General features: G+C 73.2%; 21 protein-coding genes. 15 read left to right on the top strand and 6 right to left on the bottom strand.

Annotated elements, in window-relative coordinates:
* Window positions 1-34 precede the first annotated feature (34 nt).
* Window positions 35-706, bottom strand: a complete 672-nt coding sequence (locus ACO0M4_RS39515) for a GDSL-type esterase/lipase family protein (RefSeq protein ID WP_430376368.1) — start codon at window positions 704-706, stop codon at window positions 35-37.
* 99 nt (window positions 707-805) lie between these two features.
* On the opposite strand from ACO0M4_RS39515, the gene ACO0M4_RS39510 reads away from it, so the two are divergent.
* On the top strand, window positions 806-1,864 hold the full coding sequence (locus ACO0M4_RS39510) for a hypothetical protein (RefSeq protein WP_430376108.1): 1,059 nt from the start codon (window positions 806-808) through the stop codon (window positions 1,862-1,864).
* 93 nt (window positions 1,865-1,957) lie between these two features.
* Here the strand turns inward: ACO0M4_RS39510 and ACO0M4_RS39505 are convergent, their stop codons facing one another.
* A complete protein-coding gene (locus ACO0M4_RS39505) occupies window positions 1,958-2,371 on the bottom strand; it encodes a PPOX class F420-dependent oxidoreductase (protein ID WP_430376106.1) in 414 nt (137 codons plus the stop codon).
* A gap of 318 nt (window positions 2,372-2,689) precedes the next feature.
* Here ACO0M4_RS39505 and ACO0M4_RS39500 point away from each other — a divergent pair, with 318 nt between their 5' ends.
* Window positions 2,690-3,094, top strand: a complete 405-nt coding sequence (locus ACO0M4_RS39500; protein WP_430376366.1) for a DUF6333 family protein — start codon at window positions 2,690-2,692, stop codon at window positions 3,092-3,094.
* Between the two features lie 130 nt (window positions 3,095-3,224).
* On the opposite strand, the gene serC is transcribed toward ACO0M4_RS39500, so the two are convergent.
* A complete protein-coding gene (serC, locus tag ACO0M4_RS39495) occupies window positions 3,225-4,343 on the bottom strand; it encodes a phosphoserine transaminase (protein ID WP_430376104.1) in 1,119 nt (372 codons plus the stop codon).
* Between the two features lie 130 nt (window positions 4,344-4,473).
* A complete protein-coding gene (locus tag ACO0M4_RS39490; protein ID WP_430376102.1) occupies window positions 4,474-5,556 on the bottom strand; it encodes a helix-turn-helix transcriptional regulator in 1,083 nt (360 codons plus the stop codon).
* A 78-nt stretch (window positions 5,557-5,634) separates the two neighbouring features.
* Between ACO0M4_RS39490 and ACO0M4_RS39485 the strand changes: the two genes are divergently transcribed.
* Entirely contained in the window at window positions 5,635-7,092 is a 1,458-nt protein-coding gene (locus tag ACO0M4_RS39485; protein WP_430376100.1) for an FAD-binding oxidoreductase, read from the top strand.
* Window positions 7,093-7,200: 108 nt separating this feature from the next.
* On the opposite strand, the gene ACO0M4_RS39480 is transcribed toward ACO0M4_RS39485, so the two are convergent.
* Window positions 7,201-7,413 (bottom strand): hypothetical protein, encoded by a 213-nt coding sequence (locus ACO0M4_RS39480; RefSeq protein WP_430376098.1) that lies wholly within the window; start codon window positions 7,411-7,413, stop codon window positions 7,201-7,203.
* 76 nt (window positions 7,414-7,489) lie between these two features.
* Here ACO0M4_RS39480 and ACO0M4_RS39475 point away from each other — a divergent pair, with 76 nt between their 5' ends.
* Entirely contained in the window at window positions 7,490-10,513 is a 3,024-nt protein-coding gene (locus ACO0M4_RS39475; protein ID WP_430376096.1) for an FAD-binding and (Fe-S)-binding domain-containing protein, read from the top strand.
* Between the two features lie 27 nt (window positions 10,514-10,540).
* Here ACO0M4_RS39475 and ACO0M4_RS39470 read toward each other — a convergent pair whose 3' ends face one another.
* Complete coding sequence (locus ACO0M4_RS39470) at window positions 10,541-11,392, bottom strand: LysR family transcriptional regulator (RefSeq protein WP_430376094.1); 852 nt, start codon at window positions 11,390-11,392, stop codon at window positions 10,541-10,543.
* A 257-nt stretch (window positions 11,393-11,649) separates the two neighbouring features.
* Between ACO0M4_RS39470 and ACO0M4_RS39465 the strand changes: the two genes are divergently transcribed.
* The 11 genes from ACO0M4_RS39465 to ACO0M4_RS39415 all read left to right on the top strand — a co-directional run bounded on the left by ACO0M4_RS39465 (window position 11,650) and on the right by ACO0M4_RS39415 (window position 25,322).
* Window positions 11,650-12,567, top strand: a complete 918-nt coding sequence (locus tag ACO0M4_RS39465; protein WP_430376092.1) for an EamA family transporter — start codon at window positions 11,650-11,652, stop codon at window positions 12,565-12,567.
* A gap of 709 nt (window positions 12,568-13,276) precedes the next feature.
* Window positions 13,277-14,095, top strand: coding sequence for a helix-turn-helix domain-containing protein (locus tag ACO0M4_RS39460; protein ID WP_430376090.1), 819 nt, complete (start codon window positions 13,277-13,279; stop codon window positions 14,093-14,095).
* Entirely contained in the window at window positions 14,092-14,289 is a 198-nt protein-coding gene (locus ACO0M4_RS39455) for a DUF397 domain-containing protein (protein WP_430376088.1), read from the top strand. Before ACO0M4_RS39460 ends, ACO0M4_RS39455 begins: the two co-directional genes overlap by 4 nt.
* A 176-nt stretch (window positions 14,290-14,465) precedes the next feature.
* Window positions 14,466-15,269: a TIGR03084 family metal-binding protein gene (locus ACO0M4_RS39450; protein ID WP_430376087.1), complete on the top strand. Its 804-nt coding sequence runs from the start codon at window positions 14,466-14,468 to the stop codon at window positions 15,267-15,269.
* On the top strand, window positions 15,266-16,969 hold the full coding sequence (locus ACO0M4_RS39445) for an acyclic terpene utilization AtuA family protein (RefSeq protein ID WP_430376086.1): 1,704 nt from the start codon (window positions 15,266-15,268) through the stop codon (window positions 16,967-16,969). The genes ACO0M4_RS39450 and ACO0M4_RS39445 overlap by 4 nt, the downstream gene beginning before the upstream one ends.
* Complete coding sequence (locus ACO0M4_RS39440) at window positions 16,966-18,564, top strand: acyl-CoA carboxylase subunit beta (RefSeq protein WP_430376084.1); 1,599 nt, start codon at window positions 16,966-16,968, stop codon at window positions 18,562-18,564. Before ACO0M4_RS39445 ends, ACO0M4_RS39440 begins: the two co-directional genes overlap by 4 nt.
* A 96-nt stretch (window positions 18,565-18,660) precedes the next feature.
* The gene (locus ACO0M4_RS39435; RefSeq protein WP_430376364.1) at window positions 18,661-20,634 is read left to right on the top strand and encodes an acetyl/propionyl/methylcrotonyl-CoA carboxylase subunit alpha; all 1,974 of its coding nucleotides are present in this window, start codon (window positions 18,661-18,663) and stop codon (window positions 20,632-20,634) included.
* 275 nt (window positions 20,635-20,909) lie between these two features.
* Window positions 20,910-22,088, top strand: coding sequence for an acyl-CoA dehydrogenase family protein (locus tag ACO0M4_RS39430; RefSeq protein WP_430376082.1), 1,179 nt, complete (start codon window positions 20,910-20,912; stop codon window positions 22,086-22,088).
* A gap of 182 nt (window positions 22,089-22,270) precedes the next feature.
* The gene (locus ACO0M4_RS39425) at window positions 22,271-23,959 is read left to right on the top strand and encodes a 4-coumarate--CoA ligase family protein (protein WP_430376363.1); all 1,689 of its coding nucleotides are present in this window, start codon (window positions 22,271-22,273) and stop codon (window positions 23,957-23,959) included.
* Window positions 23,956-24,708, top strand: a complete 753-nt coding sequence (locus ACO0M4_RS39420; RefSeq protein WP_430376080.1) for an enoyl-CoA hydratase family protein — start codon at window positions 23,956-23,958, stop codon at window positions 24,706-24,708. Before ACO0M4_RS39425 ends, ACO0M4_RS39420 begins: the two co-directional genes overlap by 4 nt.
* Window positions 24,696-25,322, top strand: coding sequence for a TetR/AcrR family transcriptional regulator (locus ACO0M4_RS39415; RefSeq protein WP_430376078.1), 627 nt, complete (start codon window positions 24,696-24,698; stop codon window positions 25,320-25,322). Before ACO0M4_RS39420 ends, ACO0M4_RS39415 begins: the two co-directional genes overlap by 13 nt.
* The last annotated feature ends 225 nt before the right edge of the window (window positions 25,323-25,547 follow it).

Genomic DNA, 25,547 nt, shown 5'->3' with positions numbered 1-25,547 from the left:
AGCCAAGCCCTTGGAGCCCACTCGAAGCAAGCGGTCAGGGGGCGTAACGGCCGCCGACGTCCCACGCCTGGTGCATCGCGTCGGCGAACGCGCCGGCCAGCAGGTGCTCGCCCAGCACCGACGGATGGGTGCCGTCGTAGGTGGCCGTGTCGATCTCCCAGCCCTCCGGTTCAGAGGCCAGCAGCAGCGGCGAGCCGGGCGTGTCGAGGTCGGCCACCGCCTTCGCCAGCAGCTCGTTGAAGCGCGTGCACTGGTCGCCGAAGTCCGGGTCCATCAGCGTCCGCACATTGGGTATCACCGGCATCAGCACCGCCCGGATGTGCGGCCGGGCCGCCCGGGCGCGGTCCACGAAGCGCCGCACGTTCTGCGCCGTCTGCTCCGGGTCGGTGTAGAACCCGAGGTCGATCAGCCCCAGCGACACCAGCAGGGTGTCCGCCCGGTGCTCCCGCACCGCGTCCTCGATCAGCGGCGCCATGTGCAGCCAGCCCTCGCCCCAGCCGGCGAGGTGGCACTGTGCCTTCTCGGGGAACGCCGGGTCGGCGTACGCGGGGGAGTCCGCGGCGCCGGTGGCCGGGTCGTGGAGCGTGCGGCGCGGTCCGACGATGCGGTACGGGCCGGCGTACGTCGCGTTGAGGTGCTGCCACATCCGGTAGCGCCACGTGAAGTCGCCGGAGCTGCCGATCGTCATGGAGTCCCCGACGCACATGATCCTCATCTGGCCATGATGGCCGACAACGCTACCGCCGGGTACGTGACGCTGGCCACGCCGCCCCGGGCGGCCGGGCGCCATGGCAGGCTGTGCCCCATGTATGCCGCCGTGCGCCGCCCCAGGAGCCCGCGACGTCCGCTCCCGTACGCGACGGGGGTGGCGGCCGCGGCGCTCGCGCTGCTGACCGCGGCGGGCGGGCCGGCCGCGGCCGCGGAGCCCGACGGCTTCACCCTCACCGACCCCCGGATCACCGAGTCCAGCGGCCTGGCCGCCAGCCGCGCCCACCCCGGCATCTACTGGACGCACAACGACAGCGACGACGGCCCCTACCTCTACGCCGTCGACGCCGCCACCGGCCGCACGGTCGCCACCGTCACCCTGCGCGGCATCGGGGCGCCGCGCGACGTCGAGGCGATCTCGGTCGGCCCGGACGGCCGGATCTACGTCGGCGACATCGGCGACAACCTCGGCGGCAGCTGGGACCACGTCTGGATCTACCGCTTCCCCGAGCCGAAGCAGCTGCGCGACGTCACCGTCACCGCCGAGCAGTTCACCGTCCGGTACGCGGACGGGCCGCGGGACGCCGAGGCGTTGATGGTGCACCCGAAGACCGGCCGGGTCTACCTCGCCAGCAAGAAGCAGGGCGGCGGGGCCGCGCTCTACGAGGGCCCGGCCCGGTTGTCGACCTCCGGGAGCAACACCTTCCGCAAGGTCGCCCCGGTGGACCTGTGGGTGACCGACGGCGCGTTCTCCCCGGACGGCACCCGGCTGGTGTTGCGCGGCTACTTCGGCGCGCGGATGTACCGCTGGCGGGACGGCCGCCCGGACGACCTCGGCGGGGTGGCGGTGCCGCTGCAACGACAGGGCGAGTCGGTCAGCTTCACCCCCGACGGCCGCACGCTGATGTACGGGTCGGAGGGGCGCGGCAGCCAGGTCGAGCCGGTGGCGCTCAGCGGGGAGCAACTCCCGGACACGGCCCGGCGGGACGACGGCGCGGCCCACGGGGACGCGTCCGGCGGGGACGCCGCGGCCGGGCGGCCGGGCGAGCGGTCCGGCGACCCGGCGCCCAGCTACGGCAAGGGGGCGCTGGTGCTGGCGGGGGCGACGGCGCTGATACTGGCCCTCCGGAGCCTGCTGCGGCGGAGCCGCCGCTAGGGTCCTCGCCGGTCCGCCGGCCTGTCGGTCCGCCGGCCTGTCGGTCTGTCGTCCCGTTGGTCCGCCGCCCCGGCCCGGGGTCCGCCGCCCCGGCTACGCCTCTGGCGCGTCCTCGACCGGCCGCAGCTCGTAGTGGAGCGTGCGCTCCCGCCGCAGTCGGTGGACGAGCGGCACCACCAGCCCGTGGATGAGCGGGTACTTCCGCGTCAACGACCGTTCGGCGCGCCGGTATTCGCGGGTGGTCGGGTCGAGCAGCCGGGCCCGGGCCCGGAGGGTGGAGCCGGTGGGTTTCCCGCGCCAGGTGGAGGCGCAGAACTCCACCTCGGGGAAGTTCCGCATCCGTTTGACCTTCCAGGCGCTGCCGAAGGTGCGGAAGTAGGCGTGGTCGCCGTCCACCGCGAGGTTGACCGGGGTGCCGACGCCGGTGCCGTCCTTCTTGTAGGTGGTCAGCAGGATCGTCCCCTGCCGTTCGAAGGGGGCGAGGCCGGGGCTGGGAGGGGTCCGCATGCCTCCATGGAGGCACATCCAGCCCGTTTCGTCACGTCTCGTCGCGGTGCGTCCCGTGCGGCGGCCGGTCGCGGTGCGCCCGTTCGGGGGCGCGGTCGGGGCTCCGACGGCACCCTCGGCGGTGGTCGGCGGGCGGGGCGCGGCCGATCCGCTGCACGAACCCTTCGGCGACACCGCCGCCGCGAGTCGCTGCCGCCCGGCCCCCCACTAGGCGCCCTGGTTCCCGAACTGCGGTGTCAGTGGCCGTAGTTACGGTGCACCCATGACGAACGCCGACGTCCATGAGGGCGCCACGCACCACGACGACGATGCCGACAGATCGCGCGGCAGCGCGCACGGCACCCAGAGGCCCGCATCGTCGGATCGGTCGAGCTCGACTACGGGAACACGTACCAGGAGGATCACGTCGTCCTGCCCACCGGCGAGGAGGTGTTCGTCGGCGGGTGGGACTGCGATGACGAGGACGTCTGGAGCTTCGACGGCGACCCGGAGGAGGTGCTGCGCGCCCTAGGCATCGAGCGCGAGAAGGCGGCCGAGGTGGGCTTCGACCTCGACGAGGAGCCCCGCGACCGCATCTGGTCCGACCTCGGCGTGATGGCCCTCGGGCTGCACCGCCCGGTCGCCGGCGGTGGCGTCGAGCACCGGCGGGTCTCCTGCTTCCGCGTGCGCCGGTCGGAGGAGGGCGCCGGCAACCTCGGCGACGTGTGGTTCCAGGGGTTTTAGGGGTTCCAGGGGTTCTAGGGTCGGTCCGGTGGATCAGGGTCGGATAGGCCCCGGCGGATCCGGCACGCAGAGGGCCCCGGCGGTCTTGCTGCCCGCCGGGGCCCTCCGTGTGCGCGTCGGTGGGGTGCCGTTACAGCTGGCCGACCACGTGGTCGATGCAGGCCGTCAGCGCCTCGACGTCCGCCGGGTCGATCGCCGGGAACATCGCGATCCGCAGCTGGTTGCGGCCGAGCTTGCGGTACGGCTCGGTGTCGACGATGCCGTTGGCGCGCAGCACCTTGGCGATCGCCGCCGCGTCGATGTCGTCGGTGAAGTCGATCGTGCCGATGACCTGCGAGCGCTTCGCCGGGTCGGTGACGAACGGGGTGGCGTACTTGGAGTCCTCGGCCCAGCCGTAGAGGGTGCGCGAGGAGGCGGCGGTGCGGCCGACCGCCCAGTCCAGGCCGCCCTGGCCGTTGATCCACTCCAGCTGCTCGTTGAGCAGGAAGAGGGTGGCGAGGGAGGGGGTGTTGTACGTCTGGTTCTTCAGGGAGTTGTCGATCGCCGTGGGGAGCGAGAAGAACTCCGGGACGTGGCGGCCGGACGCGTGGATGGCGCGGGCGCGCTCCAGGGCGGCCGGGGAGAAGACGCCGAGCCACAGTCCGCCGTCCGAGGCGAACGACTTCTGGGGCGCGAAGTAGTAGACGTCGGTCTGGGCGATGTCCACCGGGAGACCACCGGCGCCGGAGGTGGCGTCGACCAGCACCAGGGAGCCCTCGTCGGCGCCGGCCACCCGCCGGATCGGGGCCGCGACACCGGTCGAGGTCTCGTTGTGGGTGAAGGCGTAGACGTCCACGCCCGCCTCGGCGACCGGCTCCGGGTGGGTGCCCGGGTCGGCGGAGATGACGGTGGGCTCCGCCAGCCACGGCGCCTGCTTGGCGGCCTTGGCGAACTTCGAGGAGAACTCGCCGAACGAGAGGTGCTGCGACTTGTTCTCGATCAGGCCGTGCGTCGCGACGTCCCAGAACGCGGTGGAACCGCCGTTTCCGAGGACGACCTCGTAGCCCTCGGGGAGCTGGAAGAGATCGTGCACGCCCTGCCGCACCCTGCCGACCAGGTTCTTGACCGGGGCCTGGCGGTGGGAGGTGCCGAGCAGCGAGGTACCGGTGGCGGCCAGCGCGTCGAGCGCCTCCGTACGCACCTTGGAGGGGCCCGCGCCGAAGCGTCCGTCGGCGGGCTTGAGGTCAGCGGGGATCTCGATATCAGCCACGGGGGAAGCCTAAGGGGTTGCGCGGGGGCCGGGTGGAGCGTCCAGCCGGTGAGATGACCTGCGGTCGGAGTATGGACAAGGGGCGTCACAGGCGCCTCATGGGCACCTCACGTCCGCCGGGTGCGGGCCGCTACGCGCCGTCGGCCGCGCCGTCCGCGCCGCCGTCCGTCGCGCCGTCCGCCGCGTAGAGGCCGGTGAGCGCCGCCGCGGCGTCGGCCAGCACCCGGCGGGCCTCGGGCGGGTCCAGCACCTCCAGGGAGTCGCCGAACTGGAGCAGTTGGCGGACGGCGGAGAGCACCGGATAGCCGAGCTCCAGGACCGCCCAGCCGTCCGCCGCCCCCGCCCCGTGGCGCGGCGCCTCCTCCTCGCCCTCCCCACTTTCCCCGCCGCCCCCCTCTTCCCCGTCCGCCGCGTCACCCGTCCGTGGGGGCCCGGTCAGTGCGCCGCCCAGGATCCGCACCGCCAGGTCCAACCGCTCCCGGCGGATCCGGGCGGTCACCCGCACCGGCGCCGGCCGCTCCTCCACCTGCCGCCGCAACTGCGCCCAGACCTCCGCCAGCTCCACGCCCGGCCGCCGTCGCACCGGGACGTCGGTGACGGCCGCCGACGCGACCCGGTCCGCCCGGAACAGCTGCGGCCGGCCGCGCCGGTCGGCGACCAGGTACCAGGTCCCGGCCTTGGCGACCAGCCCGTAGGGGTCGACGGTGTAGGTGCGCAGCCGGGTCTCGCCGCTGTGCCGGTAGCGGATCCGTAGCCGCCGGTCGGTGAAGACGGCGGTCTGCAACTCGTCCAGGTCCACCGCCGGGCGGGGGCCGCCGAGCCAGCGGTCGGGGTCCACCAGGATGCGCCGGCCGGCCAGTTCGGCGGCCGGGCGGTGCGGGGCCGGCAGCGCCGCCATCACCTTGCGCAGCGCCGAGCCCAGCGCGTCGTCCAGGCCGAGCGCATGGTGCGCGCCCTGCGCGGCCAGGATGAACAGCGCCCGGGCCTCGTCGGTGGTCAGCCCCGTGACGTCCGTCCGGAAGCCGGGCAGCAGCGCGATCCCGCCGTGCCGGCCGCGCTCGGCGTAGACCGGTACTCCGGACGCCGACAGCGACTCGACGTCCCGGTAGACGGTGCGGGTGGAGACCTCCAGGCGCGCGGCCAGTTCGCTCGCCGGAACCCGGCCGCGGGTCTGGAGGAGCAGCAGGATCGAGAGCAGACGGTCGGCCTTCACCCCCGGTTTATATCCCGCCGCCCAACTGCTTTTTAAATATGACGGCCGGTGTCAAGTTATTGCCCGAGAGTGCGACGCATGACGACGACCGAAGCCCTCGCCCCCGCCTCTCGCCCTACCGCCACCGCCCCGTTCACCCCGCTCGCACCGGAGGCGGTGGCGGACCTCGTACGGCAGGTCCGCGGGCCGGTGTTCCGCCCCGGCGACGAGGGCTACGACGCCGAGCGCTCCGGTTTCCAGGCTGGCTACCGGCACCGCCCTGCCGTCATCGTCGGCGCGACGGACGCCGCCGACGTGGCCGCCGCGGTCGGCTTCGCCCGCGCCCGGCGGTTGCCGGTCGCCGTCCAGGTCACCGGGCACGGCCTCGCCACCGCCACCGACGGCGGACTGCTGATCAGCACGCGGCGGATGACCGACGTGACCGTGGACCCCGTGGCGGGCACCGCTCGGGTCGCCGCGGGCGCCGTCTGGGGCCAGGTCATCGCGGCGGCCGCCCCGCACGGACTGGCCCCGCTCAACGGCTCCTCGCCCGGCGTCGGCGTGGTCTCGTACACCCTCGGGGGCGGGGTCGGGGTGCTGGCCCGCACCTACGGGTTCGCCGCCGACCACGTCCGGGCCGTCGACCTGGTCACCGCCGACGGGCGCCGGGTCCGGGTCACCGCCGACACCGACCCCGACCTCTTCTGGGGGCTGCTCGGCGGCGGACACGGCCTCGGCGTGGTCACCGGCATGGAGTTCGGGCTGGTACCGGTGGCCCGGCTCTACGGCGGTCAACTCGTCTTCGGCGCCGAGCAGATCGACGACGCACTCGCCGCGTACCTGCGCTGGACCGACACCGTCCCCGACACCCTGACCTCCTCGCTCGCGCTGATCGTCTACCCCGACCTGCCGCAGCTGCCGGCCCCGCTGCGCGGCCGGCACCTCCTCCAGATCCGGATCGCGTACACCGGGCCCGCCGAGGAGGGCGCGCGCCTGGTGGCGCCGCTGCGCGCGGTCGGCCCGGTGGTCAGCGACGACCTGCGCGAGATGCCCTACGAGGAGTCCCACACCATCCACCGCGACCCCAGTGACCCGCACGCCTACAACGGCGACAACGCGCTGCTCAGCGGGTTGGACGCGGCGGCACTGCAACGGGTGGCCGCACTGACCGGGCCGGCCGCGCCGATGATGGTGGTGGTGCAGCTCAACCACCTGGGCGGGGCGCTGACGACCGGCCCCACCGGCGGTACCGGGGCCGGGGCGGTGGGCCACCGGGACGCCCGGTTCGCGCTGCGGATGCTGTCGCCGCTGGGCGACGCCGCCCCCGAGGCCGACCTGGCGACCGTACGGGAGGTGCACGCGGCGGCGCTGGCGGTGGTGGCACCCTGGCGGATCGGACGGAGCGTCAACTTCCTCCTCGGCGAGCAGCGGGGGCGGGCGGACGCGGCGGAGGTGGCCCGCAGCACCCACGGGACGGCGGCCCGGTCCCGGTTGGCGGACCTCAAGGCCGCGCACGACCCGGAGAACGTCTTCCGCTTCCACCCGTACGAGGCGTGAGCTCCCCCTCGTACCTCTGCCGCCCGTACGCCTGCCGCTCGTACGTCTTCCGCCCGTACGCCTTCGACGCGTCCGGCGTCCGCCTGAACGGCCGCCGCCCGTGTACGGCTAGCTGAAGACGGCCGCCAGCACGATCAGCGCCACGAGGAGGGCGAGGGTCTCCCACCGGGCCGCTCGGCGCAGCGTGTCGAGCGACGGCAGACCGCCGGACGACCGGTGGGGCTGCCAGGGGGAGGAAGCGTCCGACTCATGGTGGGAGGAGTGGTGGGAGGAGTGGTGGGACGTGTTGTGGGAGGTGCCACCGGATGTGTCGTCGCTCATGCGTTCCATGGTAGGCAGCGACACCGTTATCCACAGCCCTTGCCTCGACCCCTCCCTCCAAGGGCAGTCTGGGGACATGGCTGAGCGCACGGAGATGGACAAGCGGAACGGCGGCGGACCCGGCACGAGCGGACGGGGAAGGGACCGGGCGGCGGCCGCCCGCCGGGACCTGGCGCGCGAACTCACCGCGGCGGTGCGGGGCGAGGTCTCGGCCGCCGCCGCCGACCGGGCCCTGATGACGATGGACGCGTCCAACTACCGGCGGGTCCCGGACGCGGTGGTCGCGCCCCGGGACGCCGAGGACGTCGCCGCGGCGCTACGGGTCTGTCGCGAACGCGGCGTCCCGGTGGTGCCGCGCGGCGGCGGCACCAGCATCGCCGGACAGGCCACCGGCACCGGCGTCGTCCTGGACTTCACCCGCCACCTGCGCCGGATCGTCGCACTGGACCCCGCGGCCCGCACCGCCGTCGTCCAGCCCGGTGTGATCCTCGACGACCTCCGGGCCGCGGCCGCCCCGCACGGGCTGGCCTTCGGCCCCGACCCCTCCACCCACAGCCGCTGCACCCTCGGCGGCATGATCGGCAACAACTCCTGCGGCTCGCACTCGGTCGCCTGGGGCACCACCGCCGACAACGTCCACACCCTGGACCTGCTCACCTACGGCGGCGAGCCGGTCCGGGCCGGCCGCGGCACCGACCCCGAAGGCCGCCCCACTGGCCTCCCGCCACGCCTGCGCGACGGCGTCAAGGCCCTCGTGGACCGGGAGTTGGCGCTGCTGCGCACCGGCTATCCGACCGGCCTCCCGCGCCGGATCTCCGGCTACGCCCTGGACGCGCTGCTCCCCGAGGCGGGCACCGACCTGGCCCGTGCCCTCACCGGCAGCGAGGGCACCCTCGGCGTCGTCACGGAGGCCACCGTCCGGCTCGTCGAGGCCCCCGCGGCCCGTGCGCTGGCCATCCTCGCCTACCCCGACGAGAGCGCCGCCGCCGAGGCCGCCCACACCCTCCTCCCGCATCATCCGCTGACCGTCGAGGGCATGGCCGCCGACCTGGTCGGCAAGCGCGCCGCCGGGCTGCCCGACGGCGGCGCCTGGCTGTTCGTCGAGACCGGCGGGGCGAGCCGCGCCGAGGCCGCCGCCCGGGCCGAGGCGCTGTGCCGCGCGGCGCGGGCCGACGGCGCCACCGGCCACACCCTCGTCACCGACCCCGCCGGCCAACGCGCCCTCTGGCGGATCCGCGAGGACGCCTCCGGGGCCGCCAGTCGGTTGCCCGACGATGGGGGTACCGCCCGCGCGAGCGGAGCCGAGCGTGGGGGAGAGGCATGGCCCGGCTGGGAGGACTGCGCCGTCCCACCGGCCCAACTAGGGCCCTACCTCCGGGACTTCCGCGCCCTGCTCACCCAGCACGGCCTGCGTGGCACCCCCTACGGCCACTTCGGCGACGGCTGCATCCACGTCCGGATCGACTTCGACCTGCTCACCCCGCCCGGCATCCGCCGCTTCCGGGAGTTCTCCACCGACCTGGCCGCCCTGGTGGTGGCGCACGGCGGTTCGCTCTCCGGCGAGCACGGCGACGGACAGGCCCGCGCCGAACTCCTCCCCGCGATGTACGGCGAAGAACTGGTCGGCCTCTTCGGCCGGTTCAAGGACCTCTGGGACCCGGCCGCGGGCCTCAACCCCGGCATGCTGGTCCGCCCGGCCCGCCTCGATGACAACCTCCGCTTCGCCCTGCTGCCCAAGGGGCCGGTCCCGGTGGAGTTCGGCTACCCACACGACGGCGGCGACTTCTCCGCCGCCGTTCGCCGCTGCGTCGGCGTCGCCAAGTGCCGCACCGAACAGCTGGGTTCGGGCTCGACGGACGTCATGTGCCCGTCCTACCGGGCTACCGGCGAGGAGCAGCACTCCACCCGCGGGCGCGCCAGGCTGCTGCACGAGATGCTGGCCGGCGAGGTGGTCACCGACGGTTGGCGCTCCCCGGAGGTGCGCGACGCCCTCGACCTCTGCCTCTCCTGCAAGGGCTGCCGCAGCGACTGCCCCGTAGGGGTCGACATGGCCACCTACAAGGCGGAGTTCCTGCACCACCACTACGCGGGTCGGCTCCGCCCCGCCGCCCACTACGCCATGGGCCGCCTGCCCCAGTGGCTGCGCGCCGCCGCCCCCGCGGCGCCGGTCCTCAACGCGCTCGCCCGCACCCCACTGGCCGCGGTCGCCAAGCGGCTCGGCGGGATCGCGCCGGAGCGGGAGATCCCGGAGCTGGCGGGGGAGACGTTCCGTCGGTGGTGGTGGCGCCGGCACACGACGACGGGTGCGCCTGCGGGCGGCCGGACCGTCGTCCTCTGGCCGGACACCTTCACCAACTTCCTCTCCCCGGAGGTGGGGCGGGCCGCCGTCCGCGTTCTGGAGGCCGCCGGACTGCGGCCCCTGCTCCCGCCCACCGCACCCCTGGCGGCCCACCCGGTGCTCCCGCTGCCCCGCCTGCCCCGCTCCGGCCTCTGCTGCGGCCTGACGTACGTCTCCACCGGCCAGCTCACTCAGGCCCGGGCCGTCATGCGCCGGACGGTGGACGTGCTCAGCCCCCTCGTACGCCCCGGCCGCCCCCTGGTCGTCCTCGAACCGAGCTGCGCCGCGGCGCTCCGCACCGACCTGCCGGAGCTGCTCGCCGACGACCCCCGCGCCGCCCGGCTCGCCGCCGCCGTCCGCACCTTCGCCGAGGTGCTGGAGGAACTCGCCCCCGACTGGGCCCCACCCCGCCTCGACCGACCGATCGCCGGTCAGACCCACTGCCACCAGCACGCGGTCCTCGGCGACGCCGCCGACCGCCGACTCCGCGAACGGGCCGGTCTGGACGGGACGTTGAGCGGTGGCTGCTGCGGTCTGGCCGGCAACTTCGGCTTCGAGCGCGGTCACTACGACGTCTCGGTCGCCTGCGCCGAGGACCAACTCCTGCCCGCCGTGCGGGAGGCCGGCCCGGACACCGAGATCCTCGCCGACGGCTTCTCCTGCCGCACCCAGCTCGCCCAGCTGGGGGCGCGCCGGGGGCGCCACCTGGCGGAGGTACTGGCGGAGGCGCTGGAGGCGGGGGAGCCGCGGGAGGGGAGCTAGCTGGCGGCCCGCGGTCCGGCGGCCGTACTAGCCCATGACCTCGCGGGCCAGGGCCACCAGGTCCGGGATGCGGGGGTGGCCGGGGCCGTCGCGCCAGGCGATCACGACGGGGACGGGCGGGGCGTCGGTCAGCGGGACGTAGGCCATCGCCGGGTGCGGGTGCATACCGGCGGTGGCGGACGTGGTGACCCCGACCGCGCGGCCACCGGTGATGGCGGCGATCCAGTCGTCGGTGTTGCCGATGGTGATCGTCGAGGAGGGGCGGGCGGTGGGTGGCCAGAGGCCGAGGAAAGTGGTCCCGGAGACCGTGTTCAGGGCGATGGTGCGGGTGGCGAGGTCGGCGAGGGAGATGCTGGGGCGGCGGGCCAGTGGGTCGTCGGCGGGGAGGCCGGCCACCCGGGGCTCGGTCGTCAGCTCCTCGGTGACCAGGCCGGGGGCGCTGACCTCGCCGCGCAGGAGGGCCGCGTCCACGTCGCCGCGGGTGAGGCCGGCCGTGCGGTCGTCGATGCGGAGGAGTTCGAGCGGGGTCTCCGGGTGCTCCTCGTGCCACCGGCGGAGCAGGGTGGTGGTGTCGGCGCCCGCCGCGGACCAGGCGTGGCCCAGGCGGAGCGGCCAGCCGGTGCGGCGCCCGTAGGCCAGGGCACGGTCGAAGGCGGAGAGGGCGAGGGTGGCCTGGTCGCGGAAGGCGAGGCCGTCCGGGGTGAGCGCCAGGTGGTGGGTGGTGCGGTCCACGAGGCGGATGCCCAGCGCGTCCTCCAGTTGGCGGAGGGTGCGGGAGACGGCGGGCTGGGTGAGGTGCAGGCGTTCGGCGGCGCGGGTCACGCTGAGGGTGTCGGCGATGGCGAGGAAGCAGCGGAAATGACGCAGCTCGATGCTCATGCCTGCGGAGCATAACAACCGGCGAAAACACATTTCACGTGCGGGAATGTGGGTCGTAGCGTGGGGGTGTGAATGCTTCCTCCGCGTCCTCCGCGTCGTCCGCGGGCTCTTCTGCTGGTTCGTCTGCTGGTTCGTCTGCGGGTTCCCCTGCGGGTTCGTCTGCGGGTTCCTCTGCGAGTTCCCCTGCGGGTTCCTCTGCGGGGTCCACCGCTGGTTCGTCTGGGTCTGGTGCGTCCGGTTCCGGGATACCTCAGCCCGTGCCGCCCTCGCCCGAGGTGCGGTCGGCCGAGGTGGAGGCCGCGGCCCGGGGCGTGGGCGATACGGGCGCGGCGCGGGCGCGGGGCCGGCTGGTGTCGGTGGGGCTGGTCATCGGCGGGATCGTCTCGTTGCAGTTCGGGTCGTCGGTGGCGGTGCTGCTGTTCCCGCGGGCCGGGGCGCTGGGCGTGGTCACGCTGCGGCTGGTCGTCGCGGCGTTGGTGCTGCTGATCGCCTGCCGGCCGAAGGTACGGGGCTACGGGCGGGGGGACTGGGCGACGATCGTCGCCTTCGGCGTGGCGCTCGTCGGCATGAACTCGCTCTTCTACCAGGCGATTGATCGCATTCCGTTGGGGGCCGCGGTCACCCTGGAATTCCTCGGGCCGCTGATCCTGTCGGTGGCGACGTCGCGGCGGCTGCTGAGTGTGGTGTGGGCGGCGCTGGCGCTGGGGGGTGTGGTGCTGCTGGGGCGTGCGGGGTTCGACGGGCTGAATCTGGTCGGGGCCGGGTGCGCGGTGGCTGCCGGTGGGCTCTGGGCCGCGTACATCCTGCTGTCGGCGCGGACCGGGCAGCGGTTCCCGCAGGCGGACGGGTTGGCGCTGGCGATGACGGTGGCGGCGGTGCTGAGTCTGCCGCTCGGGGTGTTCAGTGCCGGGACGGCGCTGCTCAATCCGGTGACGGTGGGGCTGGGGGCGGCCGTGGCGCTGATGTCGTCGGTGCTGCCGTACACGCTGGAGTTGCTGGCGCTGCGGAAGCTGCCGGCGTCCGGGTTCGCGGTGATGATGAGCCTGGAGCCGGCTGCGGCGGCCACGGCCGGGTTCCTGGTGTTGGGGCAGGCGTTGGGGTGGGTGGAGTTGGTGGCCATCGGGCTGGTGGTGGTGGCCAGTGCGGGGGCTGTGCTCAGTGGGGCGCGGCGCTGAGAGTTGCGCTGTCTGCGGTGTCGGCTCTACCGCCGTGGGGGCGGGCGCCTTGCGGGTTCCGCCTGGTGGGTGGGGCCGGAGGGGCTGCCCCGGGGTACGTCCTCGGTGCGGGCGCTTCTGGTCAGTGGGATGAGGAATACCCCGGCGTTTGCTCCAGATCCTGCGGGCGCACCCCGGGACATCCCCTCCGGCCTACGCCGTTGCCGACTTTCCGCCCGTGGGCCTGCACGTCGGACACGCGCAAGGTGGATAGCGCCCCGGCATGTCGTCGACGAGCCGCATCGGGTCGTCGGTCCGCACGACGACCGTACGTAACGGAGTGCGTTCACCGGCCGCCGAAACCCGGTACACCGAGAGCGTCATCCGACGCGGGCTGATCTTCACCGGGCCCGCCCCCGCTGCATTTCCGTACGCTCACGAATCCAGGCGGCCAGTCGGAACACTTCGGAAGCGGAAATTCCGCCCAGTTCGACCCGCCCCCGCTCCAGGACGGGAAAACCGCCGCGGAGGGAGGGGAATACGAACCCCACGGTGGCCAGCGCCGACGCCAACTCCTCTGCGGCCCGCTGTCCTTGGGCCAAAGCACTGTCCCTGTCCCCGGATGAGGGCTTTTTCTGATTCATGGCTCCGATCGTCGGGCCGCCTGCCTAGCCTGACCAGTAATGGCGCGTGTACGGAGGGTATGCGTAGCTCTACGCGAGGGGCCACGATGAATGCAGACGGTAATGGGGAGCGGGTGCCGGCGGCACTGCGGGTGTTCGGCGGGCAATTGAAGCTCTTCCGGGAGCTGGCCTCGCTGAGCCGCGAGGAGTTGGGCAGGCGGCTCGGCTACGCCTCCCACACGATCAAGTCGTACGAGCTCGCCCAGCGCATCCCGGAACCGGCGACGGTGGAGCGGTTGGATGATCTGCTGGGGGCGAAGGGAGTGCTGCGGGCGGCGATTCCGTTGCTGGAAGAGGTGCAATATCCGAAGTTCTTCCGGGACCTGCCCAAGCTCGAAAAGAGGTGCACAAAGCGCTACTCGTACGACCCGCACTGCGTGCCGGGGCTGCTACAGACGGAGGAGTACGCAAGGGCGGTGATCGGTTGGTGTATCCCGGCCTTCACGGAGGACGAGGTGGCCCGACTGGTCGGAGCGAGGCTCGATCGCCAAGCAATGCTCACCCGCGACGATCGCCCCGCCGCGCATTTTGTCGTCGAGCAGGCCGCGCTGGAGCGTCCGATGGGCGGGCGAGAGACCCACCGGGGGCAAATGGAGAAGCTGTTGGAGTGGGTACAGCTGCACAATGTATCCATCCAGGTCATGCCGACGAGCGTGGCGCACCCCGGTCTGGACGGCGCGATGACGCTGCTGGATATGCCGGACCCGCGCACAGTGGTCTACGTTGAAGGTCAGGCCCATGGAGTGCTTGTATCCGACCGCGAGAAGGTCAACCGCATGGCGCAGCGCTATGACATGATCCGAACGCAGGCCCTGTCCCTCAACGAATCCTTGCAATTCATCGAGGAGTTGGCTGGTAAGGCATGAAGAGCGAACTTGTATGGATGAAGTCCAGCTACAGCGGCCCGCAGGCCGCCGATTGTGTAGAGGTGGCCTTCCAGCCTCACGTCACCCGCGTCCGCGACTCCAAAGACGCAACCGGCCCCCACCTCACCCTCACCCCCACCACCTGGGCCGCCTTCCTCCGCTACGCGGCCGACGTCGCGCCCGTGCGGCGGTAGTTCAGGCAGGGGGCGGGCGCGTCGAGAGAGTTCGGCGCGTCATGGCAGAAAATCATGCATGCGTGCTTGATTGTTTCTGGTGGCGCTGCCACGCTCGGTTCTCGCATCACCGCAGCTGTCAACGTGCCCTGTCCGTAAGGGATATGGGCGTCCGGTGTGGATGAGGAGAGCGCGCGATGGCCGATCCGCAGGAGGTTCGGGAGGTCCTTGCGGACCTGCGGGCCGAGGGTGAGGAGCTGGACGGGCTGGTGGCGGGGCTGCCCGAAGCCGAGTGGGGTCGGGCGACCCCGGCGGCCGGGTGGAGCATCGCGCACCAGATCGCGCACCTGTTGTGGACGGACGAGCGGGCCGTGCAGTCCGCGGTCGATCCCGAGGGGTTCGGGCGGGAGGTGGCGGCGGCGCTGGCGTCGCCCGACACGTTCGTGGACGAGGGGGCGGAGCGGGGGGCCCGGATGCCGCCCGCTGAGCTGTTGGCGCGGTGGCGGGCGAGCCGGGCGGAGCTGCTGGAGGTGCTGGCGGCGCAGCCGGCCGGCGGCAAACTGCCCTGGTACGGGCCGCCGATGAGTGTGGCGTCGGTGGCGACCGGGCGGCTGATGGAGACCTGGGCGCACGGGCAGGACGTCGCGGACGCGCTGGGGGTGCGGCGGGTGCCGACCGCGCGGCTGCGGCACGTCGCCCGGATCGGGGTGCGGGCCCGGGACTACGCGTACGCGGTGCGTGGGCTGACGCCGCCGGGGGAGGAGTTCCGGGTCGAGTTGGCCGGGCCCGGCGGTGAGGAGTGGGCGTTCGGACCGGCGGGGGCCGCGCAGCGGGTCACCGGGGCGGCGCTGGACTTCTGTCTGTTGGTGACGCAGCGGGTACACCGGGACGATGTCTCCCTGGTGGCCGTGGGGGCGGACGCCGAGCGGTGGTTGGGCATTGCGCAGTCCTTCGCCGGGCCGGCGGGTCCGGGGCGGGCGCCGGGTGAGGTGCGGCGGTGACCGGCGCGCGGGAGCCGCTGCGGATCGGGAACGCGTCCGGCTTCTACGGCGACCGGTTCGAGGCCGTACGGGAGATGCTGACCGGGGGGCCGCTGGACGTGCTCACCGGGGACTACCTCGCCGAGTTGACGATGTTGATCCTCGGGCGGGACCGGCTGAAGGACCCGCGGCTGGGGTACGCCAAGACCTTCCTGCGGCAGTTGGAGGAGGGGCTGGGGCTCGCCGTCGAGCGGGGCGTGCGGATCGTGACGAATGCGGGCGGGTTGAATCCGGCCGGACTCGCCGATGCCATACGGGAGTTGAGCGTCCGGGTCGGGGTCCCGGTGCGGGTCGCGCACGTCGAGGGCGATGACCTGGTGGGGCGGGGCTGGGGCGAGGGAGTGCTCACCGCCAACGCCTATCTGGGCGGTGCGGGGATCGCGGAGTGCCTGCGGGGCGGCGCGGATGTGGTGGTCACCGGGCGGGTGACGGACGCGGCGCTGGTCAGCGGGCCGGCCGCGGCGCACTTCGGCTGGGCGGCGGACGACTACGACCGGCTGGCGGGCGCGGTGATCGCGGGGCACGTACTGGAGTGTGGGACGCAGGCGACGGGCGGCAATTACGCGTTCTTCGGGGAGTTGGGGGACGTGCGGCGGCCGGGGTTTCCGCTGGCCGAGATCCACCGGGACGGCAGCGCCGTGATCACCAAGCATCCGGGGACCGGGGGCGCGGTCACGGCGGGGACGGTGACCGCCCAGCTGCTCTACGAGACGGGCGGTGCGCGCTATGTGGGGCCGGACGTCACGGCGCGGCTGGACACCGTACGGCTGACCGAGGTCGGGTCGGACCGGGTGCGGATCGACGGGGTGCGCGGCGAGGCGCCGCCGGCGACCGCGAAGGTCGGGCTGACCCGGATGGGCGGCTGGCGCAACGAGGTGGTGTTCGTGCTCACCGGGCTCGACATCGAGGCCAAGGCGGCGCTGGTGCGCGGGCAGTTGGAGGACGCGTTGGGGCGGGCCACGAGCCGTCCGCGCGAGGTGAGGTGGTCGCTGGTGCGGACCGATCACGCGGACGCGGGGGTGCAGGAGGAGGCGAGCGCGCTGCTGCGGCTGGTGGTGCGGGACCCGGATCCGGAGGCCGTCGGGCGGGCACTGAGCGGGGCTGCCGTCGAGCTGGCGTTGGCCAGTTACCCGGGCTTCCACGTGACGGCGCCGCCGGGAAAGGGCGCCCCGTACGGGGTGTTCGAGGCGGCGTACGTGCCGGTGGGGGACGTGCGGCAGGTGGCGGTGCTGCCGGACGGGGGGCGGGTGGAGATCGCGCCCGCGCCGGTGGCGGCAGGGGCGCCGGCTGTCGTGGAAGGGGAGCTTCCGGTGCCATTGCCGGCGGGGCCGACCCGGCGGGCGCCCCTGGGGGTCGTCGCCGGGGCCCGTAGTGGTGACAAGGGCGGGTCGGCGAACGTCGGGGTGTGGGTCCGGACGGACCAGGCGTGGCGGTGGCTCGCGCACGAGCTGACGGTGGCCAGATTCCGCCAACTTCTGCCGGAGACAGGTGAGTTGGAGGTCCGCCGCGAGGTGTTGCCGAACCTGCGGGCGCTGAACTTCACGGTGGACGGGCTGCTGGGCGAGGGCGTCGCTTCGCAGGCCCGGTTCGATCCGCAGGCCAAGGCGCTGGGGGAGTGGCTGCGCTCCCGTCATGTGGAGATACCGGAGGGGTTGCTGTGACCGTGCTCAGGAGCGCGCTGGACCCGAGCGGTGCCGAGTACGCCGAGCGGCGGGCGGTGATGCTGGGGAAGCTCGACGAGGTGGCGGGGGAACACGCCAAGGCGCTGGCCGGCGGCGGGGAGAAGTACGTCGCCCGGCACCGCAAGCGCGGCAAGCTGCTGGCCCGGGAGCGGATCGAGCTGCTGGTGGACCCGGACACGCCGTTCCTGGAACTGTCGCCGCTCGCGGGGTGGGGCAGCGACTACGCGGTGGGGGCGTCGCTGGTCACCGGGATCGGGGTGATCGAGGGCGTGGAGTGCCTGATCACCGCCAACGACCCGACGGTGCGCGGCGGGGCGAGCAATCCGTGGACGTTGAAGAAGGCGCTGCGGGCCAACGAGATCGCGTTCGGCAACCGGCTGCCGGTGGTCAGTCTGGTGGAATCGGGCGGAGCCGACCTGCCCAGCCAGAAGGAGATCTTCATTCCGGGCGGGGCGCTCTTCAAGGACCTGACGAGGCTGTCCGCGGCGGGCATTCCGACGGTGGCGGTGGTCTTCGGGAACTCGACGGCCGGGGGCGCGTACGTCCCCGGGATGTCGGACCACGTGATCATGGTGAAGGAGCGGGCCAAGGTCTTCCTCGGCGGGCCGCCGCTGGTGAAGATGGCGACCGGCGAGGAGAGCGACGACGAGTCGCTGGGCGGGGCCGAGATGCACGCCCGGACGTCCGGACTGGCGGACTACTTCGCGGTCGACGAGCCCGATGCGCTGCGGCAGGCGCGGCGGGTGGTGGCGCGGCTCAACTGGCGCAAGGCGCACGGCGATCCGGGCCCGGCCGAGCCGCCGGCGTACGACGAGGAGGAGCTGCTGGGGATCGTCCCGGGCGACCTCAAGGCGCCGTTCGATCCGCGCGAGGTGATCGCCCGGATCGTGGACGGGTCGGACTTCGACGAGTTCAAACCGCTGTACGGGGCGAGCCTGGTCACGGGGTGGGCCGAGCTGCACGGCTATCCGGTGGGGGTGCTCGCCAATGCGCAGGGCGTGCTGTTCAGCGCGGAGTCGCAGAAGGCGGCGCAGTTCATCCAGCTGGCCAACCAGCGGGACATCCCCCTGATCTTCCTGCACAACACCACCGGCTACATGGTCGGCAAGGAATACGAGCAGGGCGGCATCATCAAGCACGGCGCGATGATGATCAACGCGGTGTCCAATTCGCGGGTGCCGCACCTCTCGGTCCTGATGGGCGCCTCGTACGGGGCCGGGCACTACGGGATGTGCGGTCGGGCCTACGACCCGCGGTTCCTGTTCGCCTGGCCGAGCGCCAAATCGGCGGTGATGGGGCCGCAGCAACTCGCCGGGGTGCTCTCCATCGTGGCGCGCGCCTCCGCGGCCGCGAAGGGGCAGCCGTACGACGAGGACGGCGACGCGGCGCTGCGCGCCATGGTGGAGCAGCAGATCGAAGCCGAATCGCTGCCGATGTTCCTGTCCGGGCGGCTGTACGACGACGGCGTCATCGACCCGCGCGACACCCGCACCGTCCTCGGCCTGTGCCTGTCCGCCGTCCACACCGCGCCGGTCGAGGGCGCGCGGGGCGGCTTCGGCGTCTTCCGGATGTGAGGTTCCGTGACCAGTAACGATTCCGCGGCGGTGACCATGACCGGGACCGATTCCGGGGCGGTGACGGCGATCGAGACCGATTCCGGGGCGGTGCCCATGGCCGGGGCCGGTTTCGGGGCGGCCGGCCGTACCGAGATCCGTTCGATCCTCGTCGCCAACCGCGGTGAGATCGCCCGCCGCATCTTCCGCACCTGCCGGGAGCTGGGCATCGCCACCGTCGCCGTCTACTCCGACGCGGACACGGACGCCGCGCACGTACGGGAGGCGGACGGCGCGGTCCGCCTGCCGGGAGAGACGCCCGCGGACACCTATCTGCGCGGCGAGCTGATCGTGCAGGCGGCGCTGACGGCCGGGGCGGACGCGATCCACCCGGGATACGGGTTCCTCTCCGAGAGCAGCGCGTTCGCCGCCGCGGTGGCGGAAGCGGGGCTGGTGTGGATCGGGCCGCCGCCGGCCGCCATCGAGGCGATGGCCTCCAAGACCCGCGCCAAGGAGCTGATGGCGGCGGCCGGGGTGCCGCTGCTGGCACCGGTCGATCCGGCCGCGGCCACCGCGGGGCAGCTGCCGCTGCTGGTGAAGGCGGCGGCCGGCGGCGGTGGCCGCGGCATGCGCATCGTGCGCGAACTGGCTTTGCTGGCCGAGGAGTTGGCGTCGGCGCGGGCGGAGGCGGCGGCCGCGTTCGGGGACGGGGAGGTGTTCGTCGAGCCCTATGTGGAGGGCGGGCGGCACGTCGAGGTGCAGGTCCTCGCCGACGCCCACGGCGCGGTCTGGACGCTCGGCACCCGCGACTGCTCGCTCCAGCGGCGCCACCAGAAGGTCATCGAGGAGGCCCCGGCCCCCGGACTGCCCGACGCGCTCCGGGACACCCTGCACCGGGCCGCCGCGCAGGCCGCGCGAGCCATCGACTACCGGGGCGCGGGCACCGTCGAGTTCCTGGTCTCTCCCCCTGCCTCCGGCGGGGGGACCCCCACCTCCGGCCGGGCGTACTTCCTGGAGATGAACACCCGCCTCCAGGTGGAGCACCCGGTGACCGAAGAGATCTACCGGCTCGACCTGGTGGCCCTCCAGATCGGCGTCGCCGAGGGCCGGCCGCTGCCCGCCACGCTGCCCGAACCGCACGGCCACGCCGTCGAGGCCCGGCTCTACGCGGAGGACCCGGCGGCCGGCTGGCAGCCGCAGACCGGCACCGTGCACCGGATCGGCGTACCGGACGGCGTCCGGCTGGACTCCGGCATCACCGACGGCGACACCGTGAGCATCCACTACGACCCGATGCTCGCCAAGGTCATCGCCTGGGCGCCCACCCGCGCCGAGGCCGTGCGCAAACTGGCCGGCGCCCTGGAACGGGCCCGGATCCACGGCCCGGTCACCAACCGCGACCTGCTGGTCCGCTCGCTGCGGCACCCCGAATTCGCCGCCGCCACCGGACTGGACACCGGCTTCTACGACCGCAACCTCGACACCCTCACCGGGACCGACGCGGCCGGTGCCGCCACGACCGGCGACGGCCTGTCCGCGCTGGCCGCCGCCCTGGCCGACGCGCACGGCCGCTCCCGCTTCGGAGGCTTCCGCAACGTCCCCGCCGGCCCGCAGGTCAAGAGCTACGCCTGCGCGGGCACCACCCACGAGGTCCGCTACCGACTCGGGCGCGCCGGGCTCACCGCCGAGGACTTCCCCGGCATCCGACTCCTCCGCCTGGCCGCGGACCAGGTGGTGCTGGACGTCGACGGGCTGCGACGGACGTTCGCGGTAGCCCGCTACGGCGACCGGGTCCACGTCGACTCGCCGTTGGGCGCCCGCACCCTCACCGCGCTGCCCCGGTTCCCCGACCCCACCGCCCGTACCGAGCCCGGGTCGCTGCTCGCCCCGATGCCCGGCACGGTCGTCCGGATCGCGGACGGACTGGCCGAGGGCGACCGCGTCACGGCCGGCCAGCCGCTGCTGTGGCTGGAGGCCATGAAGATGGAACACAAGATCACCGCACCGGCGGCCGGCACCCTGACCGCCCTGCCCGCCCGCACGGGACAGCAGGTCGAGGTGGGCACGCTGCTCGCCGTCGTCACTGACTGACGGGGGTTGGTCGCGTAACTGGCTTACGTGCCATGTCCGTTACTCGTATCCGGCTGTCGGATACCGGTTGCCGGTTGCCGGTTACCGGTTACCGGTTACCGGCTGTCGGTCGCAGGCCGCCGGCCACTGGTTGCCGGCCACCGACTACTCGCCATCCGTCATCCGCCTCCACCATCCGCCTCCACCATCCGCCTCCACCATCCGCCTCCACCATCCGCCTCCACCATCCACCATCTGTCGTCCGTAGGAACTCACTCACCGCCCCAGGAGCCGTCATGAGCAACGCCCTGAGCAATTCCGTGATCGAGTCCGAGGAACACCGCGCCCTGCGCGCCGCCGTCGCCGCACTCGGCAAGCGCTACGGCCGGGAGTACTTCACATCCGTCGTCGCCGAGGGCAAGCACACCGACGAGCTGTGGCAGGACGCCGCCAAGGCCGGCTACCTCGGCGTGAACCTCCCCGAGGAGTACGGCGGCGGAGGCGCCGGCATCACCGAACTCGCCCTGGTCCTGGAGGAGTTGGGGGCGGCCGGCTGCCCGCTGCTGATGCTGGTGGTCTCGCCGGCGATCTGCGGCACGGTCATCGCCCGCTTCGGCACCGAGGAACAGAAGCGCACGTGGCTGCCCGGACTGGCCGACGGCAGCCGCAAGATGGCCTTCGGCATCACCGAACCGGACGCCGGATCCAACTCCCACCGCATCACCACCACCGCCCGCAAGGAGAGCGGCGGCGACTGGATCCTCAACGGGCGGAAGATCTTCGTCTCCGGCGTCGACATCGCCGAGGCGACGCTGATCGTCGGCCGCACCGAGGACGCCCGCACCGGCAAGCTCAAGCCCTGCCTGTTCATCGTCCCGCGCGAGGCCCCCGGCTTCGGCCGCAGCCCCGTCCCGATGGAACTCGCCGCCCCGGAGAAGCAGTTCGAACTCACCCTGGACGACGTACGGCTGTCCGCCGACGCCCTGGTGGGCGACGAGGACGCCGGACTGCTCCAACTGTTCGCCGGCCTCAACCCGGAACGCATCATGACCGCCGCGTTCGCCCTCGGCATGGGCCGCTACGCGCTCGCCAGGGCCGTCGACTACGCCCGCACCCGCCAGGTCTGGAAGGAGCCGATCGGCGCCCACCAGGCCCTCGCCCACCCGCTCGCCCAGTGCCACGTCGAACTGGAACTGGCCGGGCTGATGATGCGGAAGGCGGCACTGCTGTACGACGCGGGCGACGACATGGCCGCCGGCGAGGCCGCCAACATGGTCAAGTACGCGGCGGCCGAGGCCGCGGTCCACACCGTCGACCAGGCCGTGCACACCCTGGGCGGCAACGGCCTCACCCAGGAATACGGGCTGGCGTCGCTGATCACCGCCGCCCGGGTGGCGCGGATCGCACCGGTCAGCCGGGAGATGATCCTCAACTTCATCTCCCACCAGTCCCTGGGGCTGCCGAAGTCGTACTGAGGAAGCGGCCGGTGCGCCGGACCCGGCACCACCGGGCGCGGCGCACCAACGCCCGTCATACGGGAGGGAGTTCCACCGCCCCCGCCGCCACCCACTGCCGCACCCAGGGGAAGGGCCTTATGGCACCCAAGACACCCGACGCACCCAAGTCGTCCGATGCGTTCGGCGCTTCCGAAACATCGATGGCGTCCACGGCGTCCCGCCACTCCCACCGCTCCGACCACTCCCACCGCTCCCACATCTTCCGCAGTGCGTACCCCGACGTCGCTCCCGTGGAGTTGCCGATCCACGAGGCCGTCCTCGGGCGGGCCGCCGCGTACGGCGCGCGCCCCGCCCTCATCGACGCGCTCACCGGCACCACGCTCGACTACGCCCGGCTCGACCACCTCAGCCGCCGCCTGGCCGCCGCGCTCGCCGCGTCCGGGCTCCGCAAGGGCGACGTACTGGCCCTGCACAGTCCCAACTCGGTGCTCTTCCCCGTGGTGTGCTACGCCGTTTCGCGCTGCGGGGCGGCGGTCACCACCGTCCACCCGCTCGCCACCGAGGCCGAGTTCGCCCGGCAGCTGACCGACTCCGGGGCGTCCCGGATCGTCACCGTGGCGGCGCTGCTGGACACCGCCCGGGGCGCCGCCCGCCAGGCCGGCGGCATCGCCGACATCCTTCTTTGCGACCGCGCCGAGGGCCACCGGTCCGTCCTCGACCTGCTCGACGACGACCACCCGGACCCCGAACCGGAGATCACCCCCGCGACCGACCTGGCCGCGCTCCCGTATTCCTCCGGCACCACCGGCGCCCCCAAGGGCGTGATGCTCACCCACCGCAACATCGCCACCAACCTCGCCCAACTGGCGCCCGTGATGGCCAACGGCCCGGGGGACCGCATCCTGGCGGTGCTTCCGTTCTTCCACATCTACGGCTTCACCGCCCTGATGAACGCCCCCTTGCGCAACGGTGCCACCGTCGTCGTCCTGCCCCGCTTCGACCTGCGCCAGTTCCTCGCCGCGATCGAACGGCACCGGATCACCGAGGTCTACACCGCACCCCCGATCGTGCTGGCGCTCGCCAAGCACCCGATGGTGACGGAGTTCGACCTCTCCTCCCTACGGCGCGTGCTCTGCGCCGCCGCACCCCTGGACGCCGAACTCGCCGCCACCTGCGCCCGCCGCCTGGGCCTGCCCACCGTCCTCCAGGCGTACGGGATGACCGAACTCTCCCCGGCCACCCACGTCGTACCGCCCGACGCGGCCCAGCCGGCACCCGACCACCACCCCTCAACACCGGTGCTGCGCGCCGAAAGCCCTCTGCCGCCCCCGGGCGCGGTCGGCACCCTCCTGCCCAGTACGGAGCTGCGGATCGTCTCCCTGGAGACCGGGCAGGACCTCGGACCGGGGCAGAGCGGCGAGATCGTCATCCGGGGGCCGCAGGTGATGCGCGGCTACCTGGGACGACCCGCCGAAACCGACGCGATGATCGACCCCGACGGCTGGCTGCATACCGGCGACATCGGGCGGACCGACGGCGACGGCTGGCTGTATGTCGTCGACCGCGTCAAGGAGTTGATCAAATACAAGGGGTACCAAGTGGCCCCCGCCGACCTGGAGGCGCTGCTGCTCGCCCACGAAGCCATCGCGGACGCGGCCGTCATCGGCGTCACCGACGAGGACGGCAACGAGGTCCCCAAGGCATTCGTGGTGCGCCAGCAGGGGGCCGAACTCACCCCGGACGAGGTCATCGCCTACGTTGCAGAGCGAGTTGCCCCGTACAAGAAGGTGCGCCGCGTGGAATTCCTGGACAGCGTGCCGCGTGCCACCACCGGAAAGATCCTCCGGCGCGAACTCCGCGCCAGGGAAAGGAATTCGACGGCCCGATGACGTACGTGGAGCGCGCCCACGAGCGCGGAATCACCACCCTCACCCTCAACTCCCCCCACAACCGCAACGCCCTCTCCACCCGCCTGGTGGCCGAACTGCACCAGGCCCTCGCGGACGCGGCCGCCGACGACGCCGTCCGGGCGGTGGTGCTCGCCCACACCGGCGGCACGTTCTGCGCCGGCGCGGACCTCTCCGAGGCCACCTCGGGCGCCGCCAAGGACGGCCCCCTGGGGCTCGCCCGGCTGCTGCGGACCCTCGTGGAACTGCCCAAACCGGTCGTCGCCCGGGTGACCGGCCACGTCCGGGCCGGCGGGCTTGGGCTGCTCGGCGCCTGCGACCTCTCCGTCGCCGGCCCCGAGGCCACCTTCGCCTTCACCGAGGCGCGGCTCGGACTCGCCCCCGCGGTGATCTCGCTGCCGCTGCTGCCCCGGTTGGACGCCCGTGCCGCCGCCCGCTACTACCTCACCGGCGAGAAGTTCGGGCCGACCGAGGCGGCCCGGATCGGACTGGTCACGCTCACCGCCGACGACGTCGACACCGGACTGGCCCCCCTCCTGGACGGACTCCGCAAGGGCTCCCCCCAAGGGCTCGCCGAGTCCAAGAAGCTGGTGACGGCGCACGTACTGGCCGCCTTCGACCGGGACACCGACGCGCTCGCCGAACAGTCCGCGCGACTCTTCGGCTCCGTGGAGGCGCGCGAGGGCATGACCGCCTTCCTCGAACGACGGGACCCGGCATGGGCGCGCTGACCCCGGCCCGCGGCGCCAAGGAGCCCCAGCAGGAGCGCAGCCGCGCCACCCGGCTCAAACTCCTGGAGGCCGCCATCGCCTGCCTGGCCGAACGCGGCTGGACCGGCAGCACGGTCTCGGTCGTCGCCGAACGGGCGGGCGTCTCCCGGGGCGCCGCCCAGCACCACTTCCGCACCCGCGAGGACCTGTTCACCGCGGCCGTCGAGCACGTCGCCGAGAAGCGGCAGGGCGCGCTGAAGGCCCTGGCGCACGACCTGCCGCCGGCCGGGTCCATCGCCCGCACCTGGATCATCGTCGAGGAACTGGTCGGCCTCTACACCGGCCCGCTGTTCCGGGCCGCGCTGCACCTGTGGGTGGCCGCCTCCGACGAGGAACAACTCCGCGAACGCGTCACCGCCCTGGAGGCCCGGGTGGGCCGCGAGACGCACCGCACGGCGGTGGCCCTGCTGGCCGCCGACGAGTCCGTCCCCGGCGTCCGGGAGACCGTCCAGGGGCTCCTCGATATGGCCCGCGGACTGGGCCTGGCCAACCTCCTGACGGACGACTCGGCCCGCCGGGACCGGGTCGTCGCCCAGTGGTCCAAGCTCATCGACTCCGCGTTGCGAGGTGTTTAAACCCGTTGCGCCTGACGGCGCGGGGCCTCGTACGTTTTTGGCTTTCCCGCCGTATCGCCTGCGGCGGGCGTTGCCGCTGCGCGGGCTGTTCGGCCGCGGTGCTGGGGCTGTGGGGGTGGAATCCAGGAGAGTTGGAGTACCGGCAGTGGGCGTGTGCAGGTCCGTTGTTGAGTGGTGACCGTTAGGCAACCACTCGGCCTAGCCACCCACCCTCTTTCCCCACAC

Source organism: Streptomyces sp. RGM 3693 (assembly GCF_050471125.1).
Taxonomy (GTDB): Bacteria; Actinomycetota; Actinomycetes; order Streptomycetales; family Streptomycetaceae; genus Streptomyces.
Note: the sequence above shows the minus strand (reverse complement) of the source record. Positions and strands in the feature narration are given on the sequence as shown.

Excerpts from the sequence above, each read along its gene's own strand:
- ACO0M4_RS39515 (WP_430376368.1), bottom strand. The coding sequence starts at position 706 with ATGTGCGTCGGGGACTCCATGACGATCGGCAGCTCCGGCGACTTCACG.
- ACO0M4_RS39510 (WP_430376108.1), top strand. The coding sequence starts at position 806 with ATGTATGCCGCCGTGCGCCGCCCCAGGAGCCCGCGACGTCCGCTCCCG.
- ACO0M4_RS39505 (WP_430376106.1), bottom strand. The coding sequence starts at position 2,371 with ATGCGGACCCCTCCCAGCCCCGGCCTCGCCCCCTTCGAACGGCAGGGG.
- ACO0M4_RS39485 (WP_430376100.1), top strand. The coding sequence starts at position 5,635 with ATGACGACGACCGAAGCCCTCGCCCCCGCCTCTCGCCCTACCGCCACC.
- ACO0M4_RS39480 (WP_430376098.1), bottom strand. The coding sequence starts at position 7,413 with ATGAGCGACGACACATCCGGTGGCACCTCCCACAACACGTCCCACCAC.
- ACO0M4_RS39475 (WP_430376096.1), top strand. The coding sequence starts at position 7,490 with ATGGCTGAGCGCACGGAGATGGACAAGCGGAACGGCGGCGGACCCGGC.
- ACO0M4_RS39470 (WP_430376094.1), bottom strand. The coding sequence starts at position 11,392 with ATGAGCATCGAGCTGCGTCATTTCCGCTGCTTCCTCGCCATCGCCGAC.
- ACO0M4_RS39460 (WP_430376090.1), top strand. The coding sequence starts at position 13,277 with ATGAATGCAGACGGTAATGGGGAGCGGGTGCCGGCGGCACTGCGGGTG.
- ACO0M4_RS39455 (WP_430376088.1), top strand. The coding sequence starts at position 14,092 with ATGAAGAGCGAACTTGTATGGATGAAGTCCAGCTACAGCGGCCCGCAG.
- ACO0M4_RS39450 (WP_430376087.1), top strand. The coding sequence starts at position 14,466 with ATGGCCGATCCGCAGGAGGTTCGGGAGGTCCTTGCGGACCTGCGGGCC.
- ACO0M4_RS39435 (WP_430376364.1), top strand. The coding sequence starts at position 18,661 with ATGGCCGGGGCCGGTTTCGGGGCGGCCGGCCGTACCGAGATCCGTTCG.
- ACO0M4_RS39430 (WP_430376082.1), top strand. The coding sequence starts at position 20,910 with ATGAGCAACGCCCTGAGCAATTCCGTGATCGAGTCCGAGGAACACCGC.
- ACO0M4_RS39425 (WP_430376363.1), top strand. The coding sequence starts at position 22,271 with ATGGCGTCCACGGCGTCCCGCCACTCCCACCGCTCCGACCACTCCCAC.
- ACO0M4_RS39420 (WP_430376080.1), top strand. The coding sequence starts at position 23,956 with ATGACGTACGTGGAGCGCGCCCACGAGCGCGGAATCACCACCCTCACC.
- ACO0M4_RS39415 (WP_430376078.1), top strand. The coding sequence starts at position 24,696 with ATGGGCGCGCTGACCCCGGCCCGCGGCGCCAAGGAGCCCCAGCAGGAG.